The 21905-nt window shown below is 49.9% G+C and carries 26 protein-coding genes; all 26 read left to right on the forward strand.

The features are described 5' to 3' along the window. The first annotated feature begins 4 nt into the window (after positions 1–4). Positions 5–496, forward strand: coding sequence for a SpoIIIAH-like family protein (locus K5753_00340; GenBank protein MCR4725659.1), 492 nt, complete (start codon positions 5–7; stop codon positions 494–496). A gap of 173 nt (positions 497–669) precedes the next feature. Continuing rightward, the gene (locus tag K5753_00345) at positions 670–990 is read left to right on the forward strand and encodes an Asp23/Gls24 family envelope stress response protein (GenBank protein MCR4725660.1); all 321 of its coding nucleotides are present in this window, start codon (positions 670–672) and stop codon (positions 988–990) included. A 16-nt stretch (positions 991–1006) separates the two neighbouring features. Further along, on the forward strand, positions 1007–1420 hold the full coding sequence (gene nusB / locus K5753_00350; GenBank protein ID MCR4725661.1) for a transcription antitermination factor NusB: 414 nt from the start codon (positions 1007–1009) through the stop codon (positions 1418–1420). Then, positions 1413–2267 (forward strand): bifunctional methylenetetrahydrofolate dehydrogenase/methenyltetrahydrofolate cyclohydrolase FolD, encoded by an 855-nt coding sequence (folD, locus tag K5753_00355; protein MCR4725662.1) that lies wholly within the window; start codon positions 1413–1415, stop codon positions 2265–2267. The genes nusB and folD overlap by 8 nt, the downstream gene beginning before the upstream one ends. After that, positions 2257–3441 carry an exodeoxyribonuclease VII large subunit gene (gene xseA / locus K5753_00360; protein ID MCR4725663.1) on the forward strand — a complete coding sequence of 395 codons (1185 nt, stop codon included), beginning with the start codon at positions 2257–2259 and terminating at the stop codon, positions 3439–3441. The genes folD and xseA overlap by 11 nt, the downstream gene beginning before the upstream one ends. Then, the gene (xseB, locus tag K5753_00365; protein ID MCR4725664.1) at positions 3431–3655 is read left to right on the forward strand and encodes an exodeoxyribonuclease VII small subunit; all 225 of its coding nucleotides are present in this window, start codon (positions 3431–3433) and stop codon (positions 3653–3655) included. The genes xseA and xseB overlap by 11 nt, the downstream gene beginning before the upstream one ends. Next, entirely contained in the window at positions 3648–4559 is a 912-nt protein-coding gene (locus K5753_00370) for a polyprenyl synthetase family protein (protein MCR4725665.1), read from the forward strand. Before xseB ends, K5753_00370 begins: the two co-directional genes overlap by 8 nt. 669 nt (positions 4560–5228) lie before the next feature. Continuing rightward, complete coding sequence (locus K5753_00375; protein MCR4725666.1) at positions 5229–5870, forward strand: CNNM domain-containing protein; 642 nt, start codon at positions 5229–5231, stop codon at positions 5868–5870. Further along, complete coding sequence (locus K5753_00380) at positions 5839–7578, forward strand: 1-deoxy-D-xylulose-5-phosphate synthase (GenBank protein ID MCR4725667.1); 1740 nt, start codon at positions 5839–5841, stop codon at positions 7576–7578. Before K5753_00375 ends, K5753_00380 begins: the two co-directional genes overlap by 32 nt. Next, entirely contained in the window at positions 7544–8260 is a 717-nt protein-coding gene (locus K5753_00385) for a TlyA family RNA methyltransferase (protein MCR4725668.1), read from the forward strand. Before K5753_00380 ends, K5753_00385 begins: the two co-directional genes overlap by 35 nt. 91 nt (positions 8261–8351) lie before the next feature. Further along, the gene (locus K5753_00390) at positions 8352–9134 is read left to right on the forward strand and encodes an NAD(+)/NADH kinase (GenBank protein MCR4725669.1); all 783 of its coding nucleotides are present in this window, start codon (positions 8352–8354) and stop codon (positions 9132–9134) included. 2 nt (positions 9135–9136) lie between these two features. Next, on the forward strand, positions 9137–9580 hold the full coding sequence (locus K5753_00395) for an arginine repressor (protein ID MCR4725670.1): 444 nt from the start codon (positions 9137–9139) through the stop codon (positions 9578–9580). A 9-nt stretch (positions 9581–9589) separates the two neighbouring features. Continuing rightward, positions 9590–11266, forward strand: a complete 1677-nt coding sequence (gene recN, locus K5753_00400; protein ID MCR4725671.1) for a DNA repair protein RecN — start codon at positions 9590–9592, stop codon at positions 11264–11266. Positions 11267–11467: 201 nt separating this feature from the next. Beyond that, a complete protein-coding gene (locus K5753_00405) occupies positions 11468–12484 on the forward strand; it encodes a SpoIVB peptidase (protein ID MCR4725672.1) in 1017 nt (338 codons plus the stop codon). Positions 12485–12535: 51 nt separating this feature from the next. Continuing rightward, on the forward strand, positions 12536–13150 hold the full coding sequence (locus K5753_00410) for a hypothetical protein (GenBank protein MCR4725673.1): 615 nt from the start codon (positions 12536–12538) through the stop codon (positions 13148–13150). Between the two features lie 42 nt (positions 13151–13192). Continuing rightward, positions 13193–14341, forward strand: coding sequence for a D-alanyl-D-alanine carboxypeptidase (locus tag K5753_00415; protein MCR4725674.1), 1149 nt, complete (start codon positions 13193–13195; stop codon positions 14339–14341). Between the two features lie 109 nt (positions 14342–14450). Next, positions 14451–15176 (forward strand): site-2 protease family protein, encoded by a 726-nt coding sequence (locus K5753_00420; protein ID MCR4725675.1) that lies wholly within the window; start codon positions 14451–14453, stop codon positions 15174–15176. Continuing rightward, positions 15176–15967 (forward strand): segregation/condensation protein A, encoded by a 792-nt coding sequence (locus K5753_00425; protein MCR4725676.1) that lies wholly within the window; start codon positions 15176–15178, stop codon positions 15965–15967. Before K5753_00420 ends, K5753_00425 begins: the two co-directional genes overlap by 1 nt. Next, positions 15942–16637 carry an SMC-Scp complex subunit ScpB gene (gene scpB, locus K5753_00430; protein ID MCR4725677.1) on the forward strand — a complete coding sequence of 232 codons (696 nt, stop codon included), beginning with the start codon at positions 15942–15944 and terminating at the stop codon, positions 16635–16637. The genes K5753_00425 and scpB overlap by 26 nt, the downstream gene beginning before the upstream one ends. Before the next feature lie 70 nt (positions 16638–16707). Next, entirely contained in the window at positions 16708–17265 is a 558-nt protein-coding gene (locus K5753_00435) for a hypothetical protein (protein ID MCR4725678.1), read from the forward strand. Continuing rightward, entirely contained in the window at positions 17231–17596 is a 366-nt protein-coding gene (locus tag K5753_00440; protein MCR4725679.1) for a hypothetical protein, read from the forward strand. The genes K5753_00435 and K5753_00440 overlap by 35 nt, the downstream gene beginning before the upstream one ends. Further along, positions 17539–18426 carry a D-alanyl-D-alanine carboxypeptidase gene (locus tag K5753_00445; GenBank protein MCR4725680.1) on the forward strand — a complete coding sequence of 296 codons (888 nt, stop codon included), beginning with the start codon at positions 17539–17541 and terminating at the stop codon, positions 18424–18426. The genes K5753_00440 and K5753_00445 overlap by 58 nt, the downstream gene beginning before the upstream one ends. Before the next feature lie 43 nt (positions 18427–18469). Continuing rightward, positions 18470–19189: an rRNA pseudouridine synthase gene (locus tag K5753_00450; protein ID MCR4725681.1), complete on the forward strand. Its 720-nt coding sequence runs from the start codon at positions 18470–18472 to the stop codon at positions 19187–19189. Positions 19190–19231: 42 nt separating this feature from the next. Continuing rightward, positions 19232–19990, forward strand: coding sequence for a 5'/3'-nucleotidase SurE (gene surE / locus K5753_00455; protein ID MCR4725682.1), 759 nt, complete (start codon positions 19232–19234; stop codon positions 19988–19990). Beyond that, positions 19981–21201 carry an NAD(P)/FAD-dependent oxidoreductase gene (locus K5753_00460; protein ID MCR4725683.1) on the forward strand — a complete coding sequence of 407 codons (1221 nt, stop codon included), beginning with the start codon at positions 19981–19983 and terminating at the stop codon, positions 21199–21201. The genes surE and K5753_00460 overlap by 10 nt, the downstream gene beginning before the upstream one ends. Positions 21202–21245: 44 nt before the next feature. Further along, the gene (gene cmk, locus K5753_00465) at positions 21246–21905 is read left to right on the forward strand and encodes a (d)CMP kinase (GenBank protein ID MCR4725684.1); all 660 of its coding nucleotides are present in this window, start codon (positions 21246–21248) and stop codon (positions 21903–21905) included.

Raw genomic sequence — 21905 nt, forward strand, 5'->3', positions numbered from 1 at the left:
AACAATGTCGAACAAAAAGAAAATCATCATTATCTGCTCAATGGTCGTTCTGCTCATCGCGGCGGCGTACTTAAACGTCCTGATCTCGCATCGCTCGACCAAGACGGTTTCCGGAAGAATCGACGACAGAGAGTCGACGACCGTTTCGTTCTTTACGAGTTATCGGACGGCGCGCGATTCTTCGAGGCAAGAAAGTTTTATGTATTACGATTCGATCATAAACTCCGAAACCGCTTCCGCGGCGGCGATCACTTCCGCCGAGAGTAAGAGAGAAGAACTCGCCGGCTTTGCGGAAAGCGAACTCGTTCTCGAAGGATTGATCAAAGCGAAAGGATTCGAGGATGCGGTCGTTACGATCTCCACGGCGAACGTCAACGTCATCGTTAAGAAAGCGGGAGAAGTCGACGCAACCGACGCCGCGCAGATTCTCTCGATCATTACGGAAGAAACGGGAGTGACCGCAAGCAAAGTCATTATCACGCCGTATACGGTTTGATCGGAATAAAATATTCCCGCTTCGAGAGACCGCCGCCTGTTTCAAACGGACGGCGATTTTTCTTTTTCGCAAACGACGCTTGAAAAGTCCTTTCGTCGGGCTTAGTATATTTTGCCCATTCCGCTTGAAATAATAGATATACTATGTTACAATATTTTTACGGAGGAATCATAATGGACGACACCAGATACGAAGACATTATTGCGTCGATTGCGGGCGTGGCGGCTTTCAAAGTGGAAGGCGTCGCTTCTTTGTCCGGCGTGGCGGGAATGCGCGGTAAAAAACAAAAACGCGAAAAGAAAAGCGTTCAGGTCCTTATCCTCGGAGAGGATTCCGTTCGAATCGACGTCTACGTTAACGCGTTTTCGGGCGTTTCCGTTCCCGACCTTGCATACGATATTCAGGAAAGCGTTTGCAAAGAGGTCGAAAGCGCGACGAAGTTTAAGGTAAAATCCGTCAACGTCAACGTGGCTGGTATCGTTTTCAATCAATAATTTTCAATCAATAATTATGAGCAGAAAGAACGCAAGAGAAATTTTATACAAATTGGTTTTCGAATATTCCTTTTCCCGCGTCCCGAACGAGGTGACCGAAGCAATGTTTTTATCCGACGCGACTTTGTCCGAAGACGATAAAACCTACGTCAAAAATACCTACCTCGGGATCACGGAAAAGTTCGACGAACTCTCGAACCTGATCTTGAAATACACCACCGGGTACGCCTCGGCGGATCGTCTCGTCAAAGCGGATCTGATCGCGATGATCGTCTCCGCCTACGAGCTTTCTTACGAGCCCGAAATCCCCGCCGGCGTTTCGATCAGCGAGGCGGTGGATCTCGTCAAACAATACAGCACGAGCAAAAGCAGCGGTTTTGTAAACGGCGTGCTTGCGAGCATCAATAAGGAGGTAAGGGAAAATGGCTAAAATCATCGACGGAAAAGCGATCGCGAACGCTTTGCAGGAAAGACTGAAAGAGCAGTGCGCTTATTTTGCGATGCAATTCGGCAGAAAGCCCAAACTTGCCGTTATTATGGTCGGCGAGGATCCCGCGAGCGCGATCTACGTTCGCAATAAGATCCGCGCTTGCGAAGCGGTCGGTATCAATTCGGAATCCTATCGTTTACCCGAATCGACCGAACAGGCGCAACTCGAAAGCATTATCGAGAAATTGAACGCCGATCCGACGGCGGACGGAATCCTCGTTCAGTTGCCGCTTCCTTCGCGCCTCAATGCGAAAAGGATCATTCCTTTGATCGATCCTCGGAAAGACGTGGACGGATTCAGCGATTCCAATCTCGGTGCGCTCGTTTCGGATGATAAAAGCGGGCTTTATTCCTGCACGCCCCTTGGGATCATTCAACTGATCAAAAGCACGGGGATCGATCTGACGGGAAAGCGCGCGGTCGTCGTCGGTCGCTCGAACGAAGTCGGGAAGCCGGTCGCTTTAATGCTTTTGCAACAAAACGCGACGGTTACGATCTGCCACAGCAAAACCGTAAATCTCGGTGAAATCACGCGCACGGCGGACGTCCTCGTCGTCGCGGTCGGCAAAAAGAAACTCGTTACTGGCGATATGGTAAAAGAGGGCGCGGTCGTGATCGACGTCGGTATCAATCGCGACGAAGACGGAAAGCTTTGCGGCGACGTCGATTTTGCGTCCGTCGAGCCGAAAGCGGGATTCATTACGCCCGTTCCCGGTGGCGTCGGTCCCATGACGATCGCGATGCTGATGACGAACACGATCAAAGCGGCGAAACGAAATGTTCAATAAAGCGCTCAGCGTCGAAGAGTTAAACAAATATATCCATCAAATCTTTTTAGCCGAGGAAATGTTGATCGGCGTTTCGGTTTTCGGCGAAGTTTCGGGCGTTCGGGTGAGCGGTCCTCACGCGTATTTTACCGTGAAAGGGGAAAGCGCCGCGATTTCTTGCACGCTCTTTTCTTACGCGCGGACGTATCTTCCGAAGGACGGCGAAAGCGTCTTGTTGAAGGGCAGTCCGGATTATTACGTTAAGACGGGTAAACTCTCTTTCAACGTTACGCAGATCCAACCGATCGGAGTCGGAAAACTGCACGTCGAGCTTGAAAAACTCAAAGCCGCGCTCGCGAAAGAGGGCGTTTTCGACGAATCGCATAAAAAACCTATTCCCCGATTTTCGAAAGACGTTTGCGTGATCACGAGCAAAACGGGCGCGGTAATCCGCGATATTTATCGGACGATCCGTAACGTCAATCGCTCGATCAATATTCACGTTTACAACGTGCGCGTCCAAGGAGAAGGCGCGGAAAACGAGATCGCTCGCGCGATCGAAAGGACGGATAAAAAGTTCGACGTCATTATCGTGGCGCGCGGCGGCGGTTCCTTCGAAGATCTCGCGCCTTTTAATACTGAGATTGTCGCAAGGGCGATTTATCGAGCCGAAACCCCGATCGTTTCCGCAGTCGGGCACGAAACGGACTTTTCTTTGTCCGACTTTGCGGCGGACGCTCGCGCCGCCACTCCGACAGCCGCGGCGCATCTCGTCGCATACGACGAATCGGAGATCCTTTCTTCGATTTTCAACTCGCTTTCCGAAATGGGACTTTCGCTTCAACAAAAAGAAGCGTTATGCGAAAAAGATCTGACGCGCGTCGTTCGGGCGATCGAGCGCAACGCTTCGCTCCTTTCGGAACGCGGTTCGGCGAAACTCCGTTCGCTGTTATCCGCACTCTCCGGATCGCATAAATTGTTTGTTCGGAAGAAAGAAAGCGATCTCGAAAAGATCCTCGTTCGTTTGAGCGGATTAAATCCGCTTGCCGAACTTGCGAAGGGGTATGCGGCGGCATCCGTTAACGGAAGGCGCGTTTCTTCCGCTCGGGACGTCCAAGTCGGCGACGAAATGGAACTTATTTTGAAAGACGGCGCTTTAAAAGCGCAAATAAAGGAGATACGATATGACGTTTGAAGAAATTCTCGCGAAACTCGAATCGATTTCGGATTCTTTGGAAAACGGAAATCTTCCGCTTGAAAAGGGGATCGAACTCTATAACGAGGGTTTGGAATTATCCAAAAAGGCGATCGCGATCTTAAAGGAAGGAAAGGGTAAGATCACCCTTTTGAACGATGAACTCGGAAAGCTTGCGGACGAAGCGTTCGAGGTGGAGGAAGGCAATGATTAAAGACGTTCTTTCCGCATTTGCGGAAAAGTTTAATAAAGATCTCGAAAAGGTCATGGGCGAGTTGAAAGGCGGCGCGCTCGTCTCCGCCATGAGGTATTCCGTCACGGGCGGCGGGAAGCGTTTGCGCCCGTTTATGGTGCTTTTGACGGCGGAAATGGGCGGCTTGACCTACGACGACGTTTTCCCGCTTATGGTCGGCGTCGAACTCATCCATACCTATTCTTTGGTTCACGACGATTTGCCTTGTATGGATGACGACGATTATCGCCGCGGAAGAAAAGCGACGCACGCCGAATTCGGCGAAGCAATGGGCGTTCTCGCGGGCGACGCGCTTTTGAATTACGCCTACGAGTATATGCTCGCAAACGCCGTTAAAGCGAAAAATATCGGAGGTTTTATCACGGCGATCAGCTGCATTATGGTTCGCGCGGGGTATTTGGGAATGCTCGGCGGTCAAAGCTACGATATCGACGAAGAGATCAAAAAGCAGTTCAAGCGCGAAGATTTTATCAATATGTACGCGGGAAAGACGGGCGCATTGTTTCAAGCTGCGCTCGGCGCCGGCGCGTTTGCAGCCGGGCTTTCGGAAGACGATCTTACCGCGCTTTTGAAATGCGGAACCTATCTCGGCGTCGCATTTCAGCTGAAAGACGACCTCGACGATTTGACGCAGGATCAAAAGGGCGTGGACGAGAAGGAAAAGAAGCCTTGTTTGACGATGCTTGCAACCTTTGAAAATGCGTCCGCAAAAGAATTCGTCGAGCTCAATCGCGACGTCGCAAAGGATACCGTTCGAAACGTAAAAGGAAGCGAGAACCTGATCGCTTTGATCGATTATCTTTTGACGTTCTCGGAGGAAAATTCCGAAAAATCCGATAAAGACGAAGAAAAATCCGAGAATTGACGGCTCTTTATAACGGGCGTTGATCCGAGAAATTCGCTTTTTTATTGTAATTTCGGAAAAGATATGATAATATATTTATACGGTGGTGCAGTATTCTAGTCAGAACATACGCGTACGAGGGCGGGGTTAAAATATCGCCGTAGGGCACATCGATGAAGTTTCTTGTGTTGGCTCGTTTTGCCCAAATTCGGGTCGATGCTGGGAGTTAAGAATTGCGGGCGTTTCGTAACGGCATACGGAAGCCGACCCACTTTTCGTGGAGACCTAATATGGTGGTCGCTCACGGGCACTGTTTAGGATTAAACCTGCAATGCGGTCTCAAAGCTGTGTGCAGCGTAGCCTGCCTTGAGTGAAATAGGCGGATTGGGAACCACACCGATTCCGTCGGCAGACGGAGTCCGGTGATTGCCCATGAAACTTAAATTGCAAAAGAGGATAAGTCGCGTGTGGTCTGTTAAGGAAATCTTCTAGACTGTAAATCAAGCACGATAAGGATTATAGTGCGACCTTAGTGGTGATTCAGTTGCGTTTGGGGCGACCCGCGCTCTGCGGATTAAAAGGAAACTGCGCGTTCGGCGACGGCGCGTTCCGCTTGGGGAAAGCCTACTGGACCTATGGCGCAAGGTTTACTTATTTTGCTACCACCGATTCTCAAAGGAGTTATTTTTTTTGAAAGAAGACGGATCGATTCCAAGCCCGAATTCGGAAGAACCATCACCGAAAGAGCGAAAGAAAAAGGGTAATAAGCATAACGTTTGGCCATTGAAAGTAACGGTCATAACGCTTGTGTTGTCCGCTTTTTTCAGTTTTTTTACCGAGATCGTTTCAACGAAAAGTAATTTGGTCGTCGCTTTGTTGATCTGCGTCTTATTGATCGTGATCAGCATCGTTTTCGACGGGATCGGCGTCTCCGTTACGAATTGTGACCCGAAGCCTTTGACCGCGATGGCAGCAAGGCGCGTCCCCGCGAGCAAAAGGGCGCTGCGCCTCGTCCAAAACTCCGAAAAGGTCAGCAGCATTTGTTGCGACGTGATCGGAGATATCTGCGGCGTTATTTCGGGCGCGTGTTCCGCGGCGATCGTCTTGAAAATCGTTTTATTTACGGGAAACAAATATCAACTTTTGTTTTCGATCGTAGCAAGCGCGGTGATCGCGGCGATCACGGTCGGCGGGAAGGCGTTCGAAAAGACGATCGCGATCAAAAATTCGAAAGAAATGGTTATGCTGACCGCTCGTATTATGGGCATTTTCAGCAAAGAAGATAGGAAGGATCGGAAAGATGCTGCTAAAAAGAATAAATCTTCCCAATGACGTAAAAAAACTGAATATTTCCGAATTATCCGAACTCTCTCAGGAAGTCAGATCGAGAATCGTCGAAGTTACGCTTCAAAACGGAGGGCATATCGGCGCGTCTCTCGGCGCGGTCGAGCTCATCGTCTCGCTGCTTTACGTCTTCGATGCGGAAAAAGATAAAATCGTTTTCGACGTCGGGCATCAAGCCTATGCGTACAAAATTTTGACGGGGCGAAACGCGGAATTCGATTCGCTTCGAACGTTCGGAGGAATCAGCGGATTCCCGAAACCGAGTGAAAGCAAGTATGATTCCTTTGTCGGCGGACATGCGGGCAACGCGATCTCGGCTGCCTGCGGATACGCCAAAGCGCGAGAACTCTCGGGCGAGAATTACGAAGTGATCTCTGTCCTCGGCGACGGCGTTATGGTGAACGGCGAGACCGCGGAAGGCTTTAATCTCGCGTCCTCGATCGGAAAACAGATCATCGTTCTCAACGATAATACCTATTCGATCTCGGAAGGCGTCGGAAGCGTCCCGGAATATTTGAAAGCCCTACGCGCAAAACCTTGCTCGACAAAGCTCAGGAAGGGGGCGGAGAGTCCGTTCGCGCATTACGATCTTTCCTATGTCGGTCCCGTTTGCGGTCACGATATTCCTTCTTTGGTCAAAGCATTTGAAACTGCGAAAAATTCGGATAAATCCGTCGTTTTACATATCGTAACCAGTAAAGGAAAAGGGTATCTTCCCGCGGAGCAAAACCCATTGAAACTTCACGGCGTTCCTCCGAAGGGAGAGCGCGACGGCGTTTCGTTCGGTTCCGTTTTCGGAAAAACGCTCGTAAAGCTTCGCGAAAAGGACGATAAGATCGTCGCGATCGCGGCGGCAATGGCGATCGGAACGGGATTATCGGAATTCGTCGATCGATTTCCGAATAGTTTTATAGACGTCGGGATCGCGGAAAGCACGGCGGTTTCCGTCGCTGCGGCTCTTGCGAGGGCAGGTTTTAAGCCGTACGTCGCGATCTATTCCACTTTTTTGCAGCGCGCTTACGACCAAATGCTTTACGACGTGGCGATGGACGACCTCGGCGTAACGTTCATCGTGGATCGTGCGGGCATCGTCGGGGAAGACGGCGAATCGCATCAGGGGATCTACGACCTTTGTCTGCTTTCATCCGTTTCCTCCTCGCGCGTTTTTTCGCCGAGTTCGGGCGAAGAACTCGAAAAAATGCTCGAATACTGCGCCTCGGTTCCCGGACTCAAAGTGATCCGCTATCCGAAAGGCAGTGCGGAAACGGGCATTCCGACGAACGCCGATTTCCCGCATTGGGTCACGATCAAGCAAGGAAATTCGAACGCGTTTATCGTTGCCCACGGCGCGCGTATGGTTCAAAACGCGATGGAAGCGGCGAGCGTCCTTGAAACAGACGGGATCTCCGTCGGCGTCGTTAACGCGCGCTCGATCAAGCCTTTCGATTCGGAATTTCTTTCGTCCGTTCAAGGCGCGAGACTATTCGTCTTGGAAGACGTCGTGTATTCGGGTTCGCTTTCGGAAAATCTCCTCGCGAACGGTTTTGACGTTTCCGCGATCACCTTGCCGGACGGTTACGTTACTTTCGGAAAAGTTTCCGAATTGCAGCGTCTCTTCGGGCTCGACGCGGAGAGCGTCGCGGCTAAGATCAAAAAAGAGTATGAGACTGGACGTTTTTCTGGCGGAAAGAGATAATCTCTCGCGGACGCGCGCGGCGAATTTGATCAAAACGGGCGGTGTCTCGGTCAACGGAAAGCGCGTGGATAAGCCGTCCGCGGAAATCTCCGGGGAAGAGATCGTCGAAGTCGTCGACACGTTGAAATTCGCGTCTCTCGGCGGCGTTAAACTCGAAAACGCGCTGGATTTCTTTCACATCGATCTGAAAAATAAATCTTGCTTGGACGTCGGCGCGGCAAACGGCGGTTTCACCGATTGTATGCTGAAACGAGGCGCGGAACGCGTTACGGCGGTCGATCTGCACGTCGCGTTTCCCGATTTTCTCAAAGAAGACGCGCGCGTCGAGATCGCGGACGAAATCAATGCTAAGGATCTTGCCGAGCATTTCCGAGGTAGGGCATTCGACTTTATTTCGGTCGATTTGAGCTTTATTTCGCTTTGCGGTCTTTTCCCGATCTTTCGTTCGTTGCTTTCCGAAAACGGCGAATTGATCTGTCTTTTTAAGCCTCAGTTCGAAGTCGGAAGGAAAGATCTGCCGAAAAGCGGCGTCGTCAGGGATAAAAAAGCCATTGAAAAAGCCTTTGCGCGCGTCCTTCTCGCGGCAAAAGAGTCCGGATTGCGTTTTTTCGGAGATTGCGCCGTCCCCGAATTGTTCGATGATAAAAACGCGGAGCGGACGATCTTATTTCGTCTGAACTGATTTCTTTTATAAAATTTATATTTTTTTCAATATTTCGATAAATTTGCATATTTTCCTTGTAAATACTGAATAATCGCGTTATAATTTCAGTATGAAACTGTGTATTGTTATCAATGACGGAAAGAAAAAAGCGCGTGAAATCGCGGGCGAATTCATGGATGAGCTTACGGCTCGTTCGATTGATTTTTACGTTTTTTCGGGCGTTCTCTCGAAAGGAACGACGGCTGCCGTCGTCTTCGGCGGAGACGGAACGATCCTGAAATTCATCCGCACGGGCATCGTCAACGTCCCCGTTCTCGGGATCAATTGCGGAAAGATGGGATTTCTCGCGGAAACCGCGCGTCCCGCTTCGGAGACGATCGACAAGCTCCTTCGCGGCGAATATTCGATCGACGAACGGAAACTTTTGCGCGTAGATTGCGGCGGAGAAGTCTATTACGCCTTGAACGAAGTCGTTCTCGGGCGCGCGGACTCGATCAATCTCGTGGACGTAGAGATCTCGACGGACGAAGGTTCGCTCGATATGTACCGCGCGGACGGCGTGATCGTCGCGACTCCGACAGGTTCCACGGCGTATTCTTTGTCGGCGGGCGGTCCCGTTTTGAGTCCGAAAGTCCCTGCGTACGTCGTAACGCCGGTTTGTCCGCACAGCCTGCATTCCCGACCGATGGTCCTATCCGACGACGAGGTCATAAACGTGTCCGTTCGGACGTCCGGAAAATGCATCGCGGTGATCGACGGGGCAAACGTCCTTTCTTCGATGGATGGATTCGATATCCGCGTTTCGACGGACGGGAAATGCGCCGCGTTTATTCGAACGGAAAAGCGCAGTTTTTATAAAACGATGTTAAACAAAATGACGAAGGAAGGTTGAAAATGTCTTGCGATAACAGAAGGCTCCGCATCTTGGAATTGATTAAAAAATATAACGTAGGCAGGCAGGATCAGCTCGTCGAACTCCTGAACGCGGAAGGTTTCGGCGTGACGCAAGCCACCGTTTCGCGCGACATCAACGAGCTTCAACTCAAAAAGATCAAAGAAGGCGGCGTTTTCCGCTATATTCAAGCCGATGCGCCGACGATGATCACGGAAAGCAAGGTCTCCATTATGTTTAAGCAGACGGTCAACAGCGTAGCCGTCAGCCAAAATCTAATTATCGTTAAGACGCTGGCGGGCAGCGCGAACGCCGTTTGCGCGATCCTCGATAACTTTAATCTCGAAGGCGTTTTAGGCTCCGTCGCGGGCGACGATTGCATCTTTATCGCAACCGAACCCGGGAAAGCGGAAGCGATTGCGAACACCTTTCGCTCTTATCTTTGATTTTTTGCTATGTTACGCAGCTTACGCATTAAAAACATCGCTTTGATCGAACAATGTACGATCGAATTCGGCGAAAATCTGAACGTTTTAAGCGGAGAAACGGGCGCGGGTAAGTCGATCATTATCGACTCGCTTTCTTTTGCGCTCGGCGCGAGAGCGGATAAGACGCTGATTCGTCACGGAGAAAAGACGGCGGAGGTCGAAGCGGTCTTCGATCTCTCGGATTCTCCCGCGGCAAAAGCCGTTATGGTCGGTTTTGGGCTCGAAGAAGAGGATCTCTTGATCGTTTTCCGTTCGATGACCGAAAATAAAAGCGAGATTCGCTTGAACGGAAGACTCGCGACGCTCTCGATGCTGAAAGAGGTCACACGTTTGCTCGTCGATATTTTAAGCCAACACGAGAATCAATCTCTTTTGTCCGTTTCGTCGCATATCGAGCTGTTGGATAAATACGGAGAATCGAGTCTTTTGCGTTTAAAAAACACCGTCTCAGAACTGTTTGACAGCTATAAAGAAACCGAAAACGCGCTCGGATCGTTCGGAAGCGAGGCGGATCGCGCTCGAAAAATGGATATATTATCCTATCAAATCGACGAAATCGCGGCTGCGGAGTTAAAAGAAGGCGAGGAAGAAGAGCTTCTTGCCGAAAGAGAACGCTTCCGAAACTCGGAAAAGATCGTTTCCGCCGTCTCGACCGCGGCGTCCGCAATGAACGGTGACGACGCTTTCAGCGTTCAGTCCGCGATCTCCGCGGCGATGAACGCGCTTCGTTCGGTCGTTTCTTATGATAAAACGCTCGAAGAAACCTACGATCGCTTGGATCAATCCTACGCCGAAATTAAAGATCTTTCGGACGAATTATCGTCTTACGTCGATTCGTTCGATTTTGACGAGGCTACGGCGGCGTACGTCGAAAAAAGAGTGGATCAAATCCGTTCGTTAAAGAGGAAATACGGTTCTACCGTTTCCGAAATCCTCCGCGCGTACGACGAATTTTCAAAAGAATACGCCGTTTTGTCCGACGCGGACGGAGAAGTCGAGCGTTTGACGAAGAAAAAAGGCGAACTTTATGAAAAATTGATGCAAGCCTGCGCGGAACTATCCGAAAAAAGGAAGAAAACGGCAAAGGCGTTTTCCGCGGAGATCGAAAAGGAGCTTTCCGAACTCGGGATGAAAGGAAGCAAATTCGAAGTATCCTTCGCGTCCGGGGAAGCGTTTTTAACGGAAAACGGCTTTGACAAGGTTGAATTTTTGATTTCTCCGAATCCCGGGGAACCGCTTCGCGAACTTGCGAAGATCATATCCGGCGGCGAGATGTCGCGCTTTATGCTTGCGTTAAAAGTGATCACCGCTCGTCTCGACGGGATCGGAACGCTCGTCTTCGATGAAGTGGACGCAGGCATCAGCGGGCATATCGGAGAGGTGGTTGCCGAAAAATTGGTTTTGGTCTCTCGCGTGAGACAGGTTTTGACGATCACGCATTTGCCGCAGGTCGCCGCAGTCAGCGATCGCCATTTTCTGATCGAAAAGAAGACGACGAACGGTAAGACCCTTTCGTCCGTTACGCCGCTCGAAGAAGAGGGCGTTTTGAAAGAGATCGAAAGATTGTCAGCGGGCGTCGGAGCCTACGGCGCATTGCACGCAAAAGAGCTTCGAGATCTTGCAAAACAGAAAAAAGCAAATTAACGGTATCTTTATTCGGCAGGCATTTGCCTGCCTTTTTTATTATAAAATACTTTATATTTCGCTATATTGTTATAAAAACCTCTCTAAATTATAATAGTTTAGACAAATTTTCATATCAATTTGCAGATTTTACCAATTACAAATTCGATGATACGCAAATAGAAATCCCGTATTTGCAGACCATAAAACCGAGGTGGCAAAATGAAGAACAAAGTCAGGTTGATCCTGTTTTCGGTCGTTATCGCCGTTTTATGTTTCACTTTTACCGGGACGTTTGCGTTCGCGGAAGAGCGAGAAGTTTATCTCGGAGGAACGCCTCTCGGGATCGGACTTGCCGAACGAGGTCTTATCGTTACGGGGTTTGTCGATGTGATCACCGATGAGGGGACGGCTTGTCCCGCTCGCGGCAGCGAAATTTTGACGAACGACGTAATCGTTAAGCTGAACGGCAAAGAGATCGTCGGGGTAAGGGATTTTGCGTCCGCTTTGCAAGGTTCGGACGGAGTCGTGACTTTGACTGTAAAGAGGGGGGAGCGGGATTTCCTATTCTCGCTCGCTCCCGTCACCGATAGCGTAACGGGCTTAAAGAAACTCGGAATTACGGTGAAAACGGGAATTTCCGGGATCGGAACGCTGACGTTCGTTCTTCCGAACGGGCGTTTCGGCGCGCTCGGACACGGGATCGTGGATGCGGATACGGGAAAACCGTTTTTTACCGACCGAGGCTCCGTTTATTCTTGCAATATCAGCGGATTTCGACCGGCGAACGGCGGGAAAGCGGGTGAGCTCATCGGTCGATTCGTAAATCGTTTGACCCCGATCGGACAAATCGATCTATGTAACGGATTCGGCGTTTACGGAGAAGCCGGGCAAGCGATGACGAAAGGTCTTTCCAAAGTCGTTTTGGGTTCGAAAAGATCGGTAAAGACAGGGAAAGCGCAGATTTATTCGACGATCTCGGGCGGAGAGCCGAAAATGTACGAGATCGAGATCGTTAAATTGCAAAATCAGAAAACACCGAAAGAAAAGAGTATGTTGATCCGCGTGACCGATCGCGATCTCCTATCCGAAACGGGCGGGATCTTGCAGGGAATGAGCGGAAGCCCGATCGTGCAAGACGGAAAATTGGTCGGCGCGGTTACGCACGTCCTTCTTTCGGACGCGAAACTCGGTTACGGCTTATATATCGATTGGATGCTTCCGTTTGCCGTCGGCTGATCGTCCGTCGTAAATCGTTCTGGATCTCGGCGGGGCGGCATAGAATGAATTATGCCGCATATTTGTTCCGCAAAGCCGTTTCTTTTGTTGAACGACTTAAAAAACTGCGTAAAGAAGAATTCGAAACTCATTGCATTGTCCTTTGTTTTAGCGTTCGCAGGCGCCGCGCTCGGCGCGCTCATCGCCTGTAAAATCGGAGAAAAGGCGGCTCCTTACTCGGTTTTCGCTCGCTTATTCAAACTTTCTTACGCCCCGTTTTCTTTCGTCTTTTCCTATCTTTTGCGGTTTTTTCTGTATCTTTTGATCGCTTCTTTCGGTTTTTTCCTTCCGTTTTCGGCGTTTTATCCTTCGATCGCGCTCGTTCTTTACGGAAGATTCGTCGCTCGAAACGTCGCTACGGCGTTTTTGACCGATTCGATCGGATGTTCCGTCCTTTCTCTCATCTTCGTCGAATTGCCTCTGTTTCTTCTCGGCGTAAGTCTTTTTGCTTTTACGTTCGTTAAGATATCCGAGCGGAAGATGTGCCGCGGGATTGCGCTGAACGCCAAGACTTTAACCGAGATTTTACCGTATTTATTGGAATGTTTGACTCTATATTTTATCGCGTTGTTCTTGATTTTCGTCGTGATTTGCGGCGCTACGTATCTTTGGGTCGTCGTTTTGTGATAATTTTTCTCCGAGATCGCATACTAAGCGCGAGGTGAAAATATGAAAAAGATTGTTTGGATTGCGATATTTGCGGTATTTGCGTTTTTCGCGCTCGCCGTTCCCGTCAAAGGGGCGCGGGCGGATTCCGTTTCTCCCGTAAAAGCGAGAAGCGCTTATTTGATGGATAAGCGAACGGGCGAAACTTTATACGGGCAGAGGGAAAACGACGAATTCCCGATCGCGAGTATGGTGAAGATCATGACCGCGGTTTTAACTTTCGAAGAGATCGAAAAGGGCTCTCTTCGCTTTGACGAGTCGATCACGATCAGCGACGCCGCGGCCGGGATGGGCGGTTCTCAAATGTTTCTCGATCGAGGTTTATCCTATCCCGTGACCGATCTTTTGAAAGGTGTGATCGTCGTTTCCGCGAACGACGCTTGCGTCGCTCTTGCCGAGAGGATCAGCGGCAGTGAAGAAAGTTTCGTCGAAAAAATGAACGAAAAAGCAAAAGAACTCGGTATGACGCGCACGGTTTTCGTGAACGCGACGGGACTTCCGAAAGAGGGCGGGCATTCGACGGCGCACGACGTTGCTTTGATGCTTCGCGCTCTGACGTCTCACGAACGGTATTACGATTACAGCAAGATCTGGCTCGAAGAGTACAAACATCCCGACGGCAGGATCACGACGCTGACGAACACCAATAAATTCGTTCGGTTTTACGATGAATGCGACGGAGGAAAGACCGGGTTTACGAGCGAAGCGAAGTTTTGCTTGGCGGCGAGCGCGACGAGAGGGGACACGAAACTTATATCCGTCGTGATCGGCGCGGACGATTCCAAGACGAGATTCTCGGAAAGCAAACGGCTCCTTTGTTACGGATTCTCGAATTACAAAACGGAGATCGTCCTGAAAAAAGGGGAAGCCACGTTTTACGCGCCGTTGTCACGAGGCGCGAAGAATGCCGCCGCCTGCGGCGTCCTCGAAGATCTGTCCGTCTTGCTGAAAACGGGTGAAAAATCCGATAATATCGATATAAAAGCGGAGTTTCTCCCGCTTCGCGCGCCGATCGAGATCGGGCAAACGGTCGGATCGTGCGTCTTGACGGCGAACGGGAAAACGGTAACCGTTCCGATCGTCGCTTTGGAAAAGGTCGGGAAGGCGACCATAGGAGACAGTTATCAAAAGATCCTCGGAGAGTGGGCGTAACTGAGAAAAGAAACGGAAAACGGGAGTGAACGAACTCTCGTTTTCTTTTTCGCCGCCGCAAATCCTTGACTATTTTATTTTTTGCAAATATACTTATTTTAGGTAGATTATGATCACAAACATTCTTTTCAGTTCAATTTACGACACGGCGCAAAAGATCTTGCTTTTGTGCGCGTTCGTTTTCAGCGCGCTTCTCGCAATCTCCGTTCACGAGACTTCGCACGGTTTCGCCGCGTACAAAATGGGGGATATGACCGCGAAGATCCAAGGACGGTTGACGTTGAATCCCGTGGCGCATTTCGACCCGTTCGGCTTTTTAATGTTTATTCTCGTAGGGATCGGTTTCGCAAAACCCGTTCCGATCAATCCGTACAACTTCAAAAATCTCCGAAAAGGGCTGTTTTGGGTCTCGATCGCAGGCGTTTTGTCCAACCTCGCGCAAGCGTTGATCGCGTTCGGAATGCTCGTCGGGTTCGGATATTTGTATTTTACGGCGGTCAGCGCGGTTAGAGCCGTTAAACTCTTGCTGTTTTTCTTTTTGTACTTTTCGTTATACGCGATGCTTATCAACGTCGCTTTGATCGCGTTCAACCTTCTTCCGATCTATCCGCTGGACGGGTTTCACGTCGTCGAGTCCTTGACTCCTTATAATAACGGGTACGTCCGCTTTATGCGTCGCTACGGGCAATACATTTTGATCGGTATCGTTGCGATCGGTTTTCTTTGCGAAAGGCTCGGATTCCCGCAAGGCGACGTCTTCGGGATGTATCTTTCTTGGATCCAAAACGGGATCCTCGATCTTTTCTATAAAATAATCGGAGGTTTGCTTGGCTGATGGAAGATTTTTTCGCCGACAGTAAAGAAACTTTCCAATTCAAGTTGGATGATTTCGAAGGTCCTCTCGATCTTTTGTTACATATGCTCAAAGAAGCGAAGATCGAGATCAAAAACATCTTCGTTTCCAATATTACGGGGCAGTATTTGAAATACGTCGAGCAAATGCGCGAGCTTGATCTTGAAAAGGCGAGCAACTTCGCGGGAATGGCGGCGACGCTTCTCGACATTAAACTCCGCAGCGTCCTTCCGAGGACGGAAGAAGAGGACGTCGTCCTCGAAGAGGACAAAAACTCGATCATTCTTCTTTTGGAAGAGTACGATTTGATCAAGGAAACCGCCGGAAAGCTCAAAATCACCGAAACGACCAATCGCTTTTTCCGCGAACCCGAGTTCGACGAAAAGGATTGCCGTATTCTTTTAAAGAATTTCAAACTGAATAATTTACTCGACGCGTTCGCGAAGATCATGCATAAAGCGGAGACCAAAGCGACCGTCGTTCAGCCGCGCGTCATCGTCAAAGACAGGTTTACCGTCGGGGAAAAGACGAAATCGCTTGCCGCCGCCTTGATCGAAAGACGCGAATTGACGTTCTTTTCGCTGTTTGACGACGACTACACGGACAGCGAAAAAATCAACACGTTTCTCGCGCTTCTCGAACTTTTGAAGAAGCAATTCGCCGAAGCGACGCAAGATAAGCCTTTCGAAGATATTAAAATAACGATCCGCGCCGGGGCTGAAAATCTTTCCTACGAGGGGGTATTCGATGAACAACCTGATGAGTACAATTGAGGCGATCGTTTTCGCTTCGGGTAAAGGAATTACCAAAGCCGAGATTTTGGAAAAGCTCGACGTGACGAAAAAGCGTTTGGACGCGATCGTCGAAGATCTGAAAGAAAAATACGCGCCGGAAAAGGGCGGTATCGTCTTCATACAGAATAACGACACGCTTCGTTTCGTCACCGCGCCGGACGTCGGCGAGACGGTGGCGGAAGTCTTGAAGCCCTTAAAAGAGCGCGAACTCAGCCGTTCGCTTCTCGAAGTTATGGCGATCGTCGCTTACAAACAACCCGTAACGAGACTTGAAATCGACGATATCCGTTCCGCGTCTTCCGATTACGCGATCTCGATGCTTTTGAAGGCGAATTTGATCGCAGTCGTCGGCAGGAAAGACGCGATCGGTCGCCCGCTTTTATACGGCACGACCGAAGATTTCCTCGTAAAATTTCAGTTGAAAGACCTTTCCGAATTGCCTTCCGTCAAAGAAGTGCAGGAGAGGATCAAGGTTTTGGACGAAGGTTTGCAAAAGTCTCTCGAACTCTTCCCGGAGAAAGCCGTTAACGAAGTCGACGCGCCGATGCTTGCGGTCGGAGAGGAGATCAAATTCGAAAAGCCCTCGGAAGAGGAGGTCGAAGTCGACCTTTCGGGCGTCGAAATCGAAGTAGCAGCCGATCAAGAATAACCGCAAAATCAACCGTTATAATGAATTCTTCCGTTCGGATAGATCGGGAGAATTTTTTTATACTATAATCGTGACGGCACTTTTTACGATCGTTCTTACGCTTTTGATCCTCCTTGCGCCCTTTGTTTTTCGGGTGGACGGAGACTTTTGCCTTCAAAAGAAGACGGCGTTCGTCGCCGTTCGTTTCTTTCGCGTTCGCGTTTTTTCGTTGCTCCTGTATTTTTCCGACGATGGAGTCTATTATTCGATTTACGGGAAAAAGGGGAAAAAGTTCGGTAGTGAGCGCAGAAAAAAGAAAAAGAAGACGATCAAACTCCCGTTTTCGCTTGATTCGATTCGATTTGCGGATATTTCGGTAAAAATTTATCTCGGCGGAGATGCGGAAACCCTCGCTTATTCCTGCGGCGCGGCGGCGACCCTTACGGGCGAAATCTTGGATTTTCTCGAAAAACGAAAGCTCTTGGATAAAGGGAAGATCCTCGTTCTCCCGTGTTTTTCGTCGAATCAAACGACGGTAAACTTTTCCATTTGTTTTTTTACTTCAATCGTCAAACTCTTGTCGTCGATCGTCCATACTAACGACGGAGAAAACTATGCAAAACGACGTTATAGGAAATATCATGGATAAAACGCTGGATAACCTGAAAAGCCTTGCGGACGGCGAAACCGTGATCGGGAAGACGATCTACGCGCCGGACGGGACGATGGTTTTACCCGTTTCGAAAGTCACGATCGGAATGGTTTCGGGCGGCGGAGAATACGGATTGCAGAAATTCAACGGCGATTTTTCGGGTGCCGGCGCGGGAGGCGCAGGCGCTTCGATCACGCCGATCGGCTTTTTGCTTCTCGGCAAAAACGCAAACGCTTTTATCAAAGCGGATTCCGGAGAGGAGGGAAACAAATGGATCGCGGTGGCAAGTTCGGTCGCCAAACTGTTTTCAAAGAAAAAAGATTCTTGATCGCGCTCGTTTGCTTGATCGTCCTCGGGTGGATCGCGTCCTTTTTCGGCGTCGCGGAGGTTGCGAAAGGGTATAACCGATCGTCCGCGATTCTTTTGATGAATGCGGATACGGGCGAGATCCTTTATTCGGAGAATCCGGACGTTTCGATGGAGATCGCTTCCACGACGAAGATCTTGACCGCGCTTTGCGTGATCGAAAACAACGACGTTTTTTCTTTATGCGAGATCCCGAGTATTTCGGTCGGTATCGAAGGTTCGTCGATCTATTTACGAAAAGGAGAGAAATGGCGAATTCTCGATCTGTTATACGGATTGATGCTTCGCAGCGGAAACGACGCGGCAAGCGCGCTTGCGATCCTGACTTCGGGAAGCGAAGAAAAGTTCGCGGCGCTTATGAATGAGACGGCAAAGAAGATCGGCGCTTCGAAAAGCAATTTCACCAACCCGCACGGACTGCACGACGCGAAACATTATTCGACGGCGCGCGATATGGCTCTCATCACGGCTTACGCCTTAAAATGCCCGATTTTTGCGGCGATCTGCAAAACCAAGACGCACTCGTATTCTTTTGAAAAAGAAAGCGGAGAGCGCGCCAAAGGCGTTTTTTATAACAAAAACAAGTTGCTGTACGCCTACGAACCCGCGACGGGAGTGAAAACCGGTTACACGAAACATTCCGGCAGGTGCCTCGTCTCTTCCGCGTCGAAAGGCGGCGTAAACCTCGTTTGCGTCGTTCTGAACGTCTACGACACCTACGGCGTATCAAAGTCTCTGTTTGAAAAGCATTTTGCGATCCCGCCGAAAGAAGACACTTCCGAAAACGCTTGATAAATCCCCGCGAATAGAGTATGATTTTCTATGGGAGAAAACTATGAGAATCAATAAATATATCGCGGAATCGGGCGTTGCTTCGAGAAGAAGCGCGGACGAGATGATCAAACAAGGCAGAGTTTCCGTCAACGGAAAGAAAATCACCGAATGCGGATTGGACGTAAACGTCGAAAACGATTCCGTTTTCGTGGACGGTCGAAAGATCGTCCCCGTTCGCCGTTATACCTACATAATGTTCAATAAGCCGAAAGGATGCATTACCTCGTCGCAGGACGAATTCGGAAGGAAAACGATCTACGATTATTTGGAGCAATTCTCGGGGCGCGGACTTTTCCCGGTCGGAAGGCTCGATTACGACAGCGAAGGACTTCTGCTTTTAACGAACGACGGCGCGCTCGCGCAGATTTTGACGCATCCGAGCTACGAAGTTCCGAAAACCTATCTCGTAAAAATCGAAGGCACGATCGAAGAAAACGACGTTAAAAAGATCCGAAACGGCGTAAAAGGGCTGGACGGGACGCGCTACGCACCCGCGAAACTCTCGATCAAAGAAGTCAAGGATCCCTTTACGAAGATTGAGATCACCGTTACCGAAGGAAAGAATCGCGAGGTTCGCAAAATCTTCGAAGCGGTCGGCAAAAACGTGGTTTTCCTTTGCCGAAAAAAGATCGGGGATCTTTCGCTCGGCGGCTTGACCCGCGGAACCGCTCGCTATCTGACGGACAAGGAGATCGCCTATCTCAAATCGCTCGGCGAATAAAAAAGGTTGCAATTTTTATAAATATTTATCTATAATTACTATATGAGAATTTTGATCGTAAACGACGACGGTATTCAGGGGGCGGGGCTTCACAAGCTCGCAGAAGTTTTCTCGAAACGACACGAAGTCACCGTCGTCGCTCCCCACACGCAACAGTCGGGGTTCAGTCATTCGCTTTCTTTTCAAAAGACGATTTCCTACGCGCCTTATAATCTCGGGTTGCCCGTTCGGGCGTACTCTTTGACGGGAACGCCCTGCGATTGCGTAAAATTCGCGATCAACGTTTTAATGAAAGATGCGCTTCCGGACGTTATCCTTTGCGGCATTAACGACGACCATAACCTCGGAACGGACGTCGTCTACTCCGCGACGGTGAACGCCGCGCTCGAAGGCGTTCTTTTGGGATTCCCGTCTTTCGCGATCTCGATCGGCAAAGAAAACGCGGATGATTTTACCTATCCCGCGCATTTTATCGAAAAAAATCTCGACGCGCTTTTGTCGCTTCGCCGTTCGGACACCGTTTGTTACAGCATCAATTTCCCGTCCAATCGAAAAGAGAAGATCAAAGGCGTCCGTTTCGCGACGCTCGGTCTTCGCAAATTCAGCGATCGCTACGAACTGCGCGAGAATTCGGACGGAAGCGGCTATCTTTTGCTCGGAGAACCTTTGCCTTTGGATAATTCGCCCGAGTCGGACGTCGAACTGATTAAAGAAGGATATATCACCGTAACGCCCGTTCGCATTCAGGACACCGATTTCGAGATCTACGGAAAGATCGGGGAGTGTACTTTATGCTTATAGCGGTCGTAGGCGGCGGAGCGTCGGGAATGATGGCGGCTTTTGCCGCGGCGAAGAACGGCGCGCGCGTTACGCTTTTCGATAAAAACGAAAAACTCGGGAAAAAACTCTTTATTTCCGGAAAAGGCAGATGTAATCTGACGAACGATTCGGAAATTTCCGAACATATGAATAACGTCGTCACCAATCCGCGCTTTCTCTTTTCTTCCTACGGCGCGCTTTCTCCTTTCGATCTTATGAAACTCGTCTCGTCCTACGGAACTCCGCTGAAAACGGAGCGGGGCGGAAGAGTTTTTCCCGTTTCCGATAAATCGTCCGACGTTATAAACGCTTTCAAAAGGATGCTATCGGACGCAAAAGTCGAGATCAAATTGAACGAAGGCGTCAGCAAAATCGAAAAAACAAACGATCGTTTCCATATAAAGACGGAAAAGGGCGAATACGATTTCGATAAAGTCATCCTTTGTACGGGCGGCGCAACCTACCGCGCGACGGGCTCGACGGGAGACGGCTATCGATTCGCGGGCGCTTTCGGGCATACGGTCACGCCGCTCTTTCCGGCTCTTGTCGGGATTCGGGCGGATATCCCCGACGATTTGGCGGGGTTATCTTTAAAAAACGTCGAATTATCCGCATATAAGAAAGGAAAAAAGATCTATTCCGAATTCGGGGAAATGCTCTTTACGCATAGCGGGATTTCGGGGCCGCTCGTCCTGACGCTATCCAGCAAAATCAATAAATTCGATTTGAAAGAGATCAATCTGTCGATCGATTTGAAGCCCGCGCTTACGGAAGAAACGTTGAGCGCGCGTTTGGTTCGCGAATTTTCCGCCGCGCCGAATAAAAGCGTGAAAAACGTTTTCGCTTCCTTGATGCCGCGTTCGCTGATTCCGTTCGTTCTCGATCAATCGGGCGTATCGGAAAACAAAGCGTGTAACGAGATTACGAAAAAGGAAAGAGCCAATCTCGTCTCCGTAATCAAAAAACTCCCGATTATTCCGAACGATTTCGAAGAGTTCAACGGAGCGATCGTTACCTCCGGCGGCGTTAAAACGAGCGAGGTCGATCCGAAGGATATGCAAAGCAAACTCGTCAACGGGTTGTATTTCGCGGGCGAGTTACTGGACGTGGACGCTCTGACGGGCGGTTTTAATCTTCAAATCGCGTTTTCCACGGGGTACCTTGCGGGAACCGCCGCTGCAAACGCTTGCTAATTTGACGCCTCTATGTTACAATCGACTATAAAAGGAGAAGAAATATGATCAATATCGCGATAGACGGTCCCGCCGGAGCGGGGAAAAGCACGATCGCCAAAGAATTGGCGAAACGATTGAATATCACCTATCTCGACACGGGCGCAATGTATCGCGCCGTCGCGCTGAAAAGCATTTACCTCGGAGTTGACGTAAACGACGCGGAAAGCGTCAAGGCGTTTCTTCCGAGCGTAGACCTCGATATTCGCTATATCGACGGCGTTCAACACGTCTATTTGGACGGCGTCGACGTCTCGAAAGAGATCCGCGAACACAGAATGAGCAAAGCGGCGTCGGATATTTCGAGGATCCCGGACGTCCGTTTGAAACTCGTCGAAATGCAACGCGCGCTCGCGAATAAATACGATTGCGTACTCGACGGAAGGGACATCACGTCCTACGTCCTGCCGAACGCAAAGTATAAATTCTTCATTACCGCGTCGCCCGAAGTCCGCGCCCGTCGCCGCCTTCTCGAACTCGAAGCGAAAGGGGAAAAGGTCGATTTTTCCGTGCTTTTGGAAGATATCAAGCAAAGAGATTATAACGACAGCCATCGTCCGTTCGCGCCGCTTATAAGGACGGAGGACAGCGTCTATATCGACACAAGCGGGCTTTCAATCGATGAAGTTCTTTCGAAAGTTCTCGGATATATCGAGGAAAAATAA

Source organism: Clostridia bacterium, assembly GCA_024685775.1.
GTDB lineage: Bacteria > Bacillota > Clostridia > Christensenellales > CAG-1252 > CAG-1252.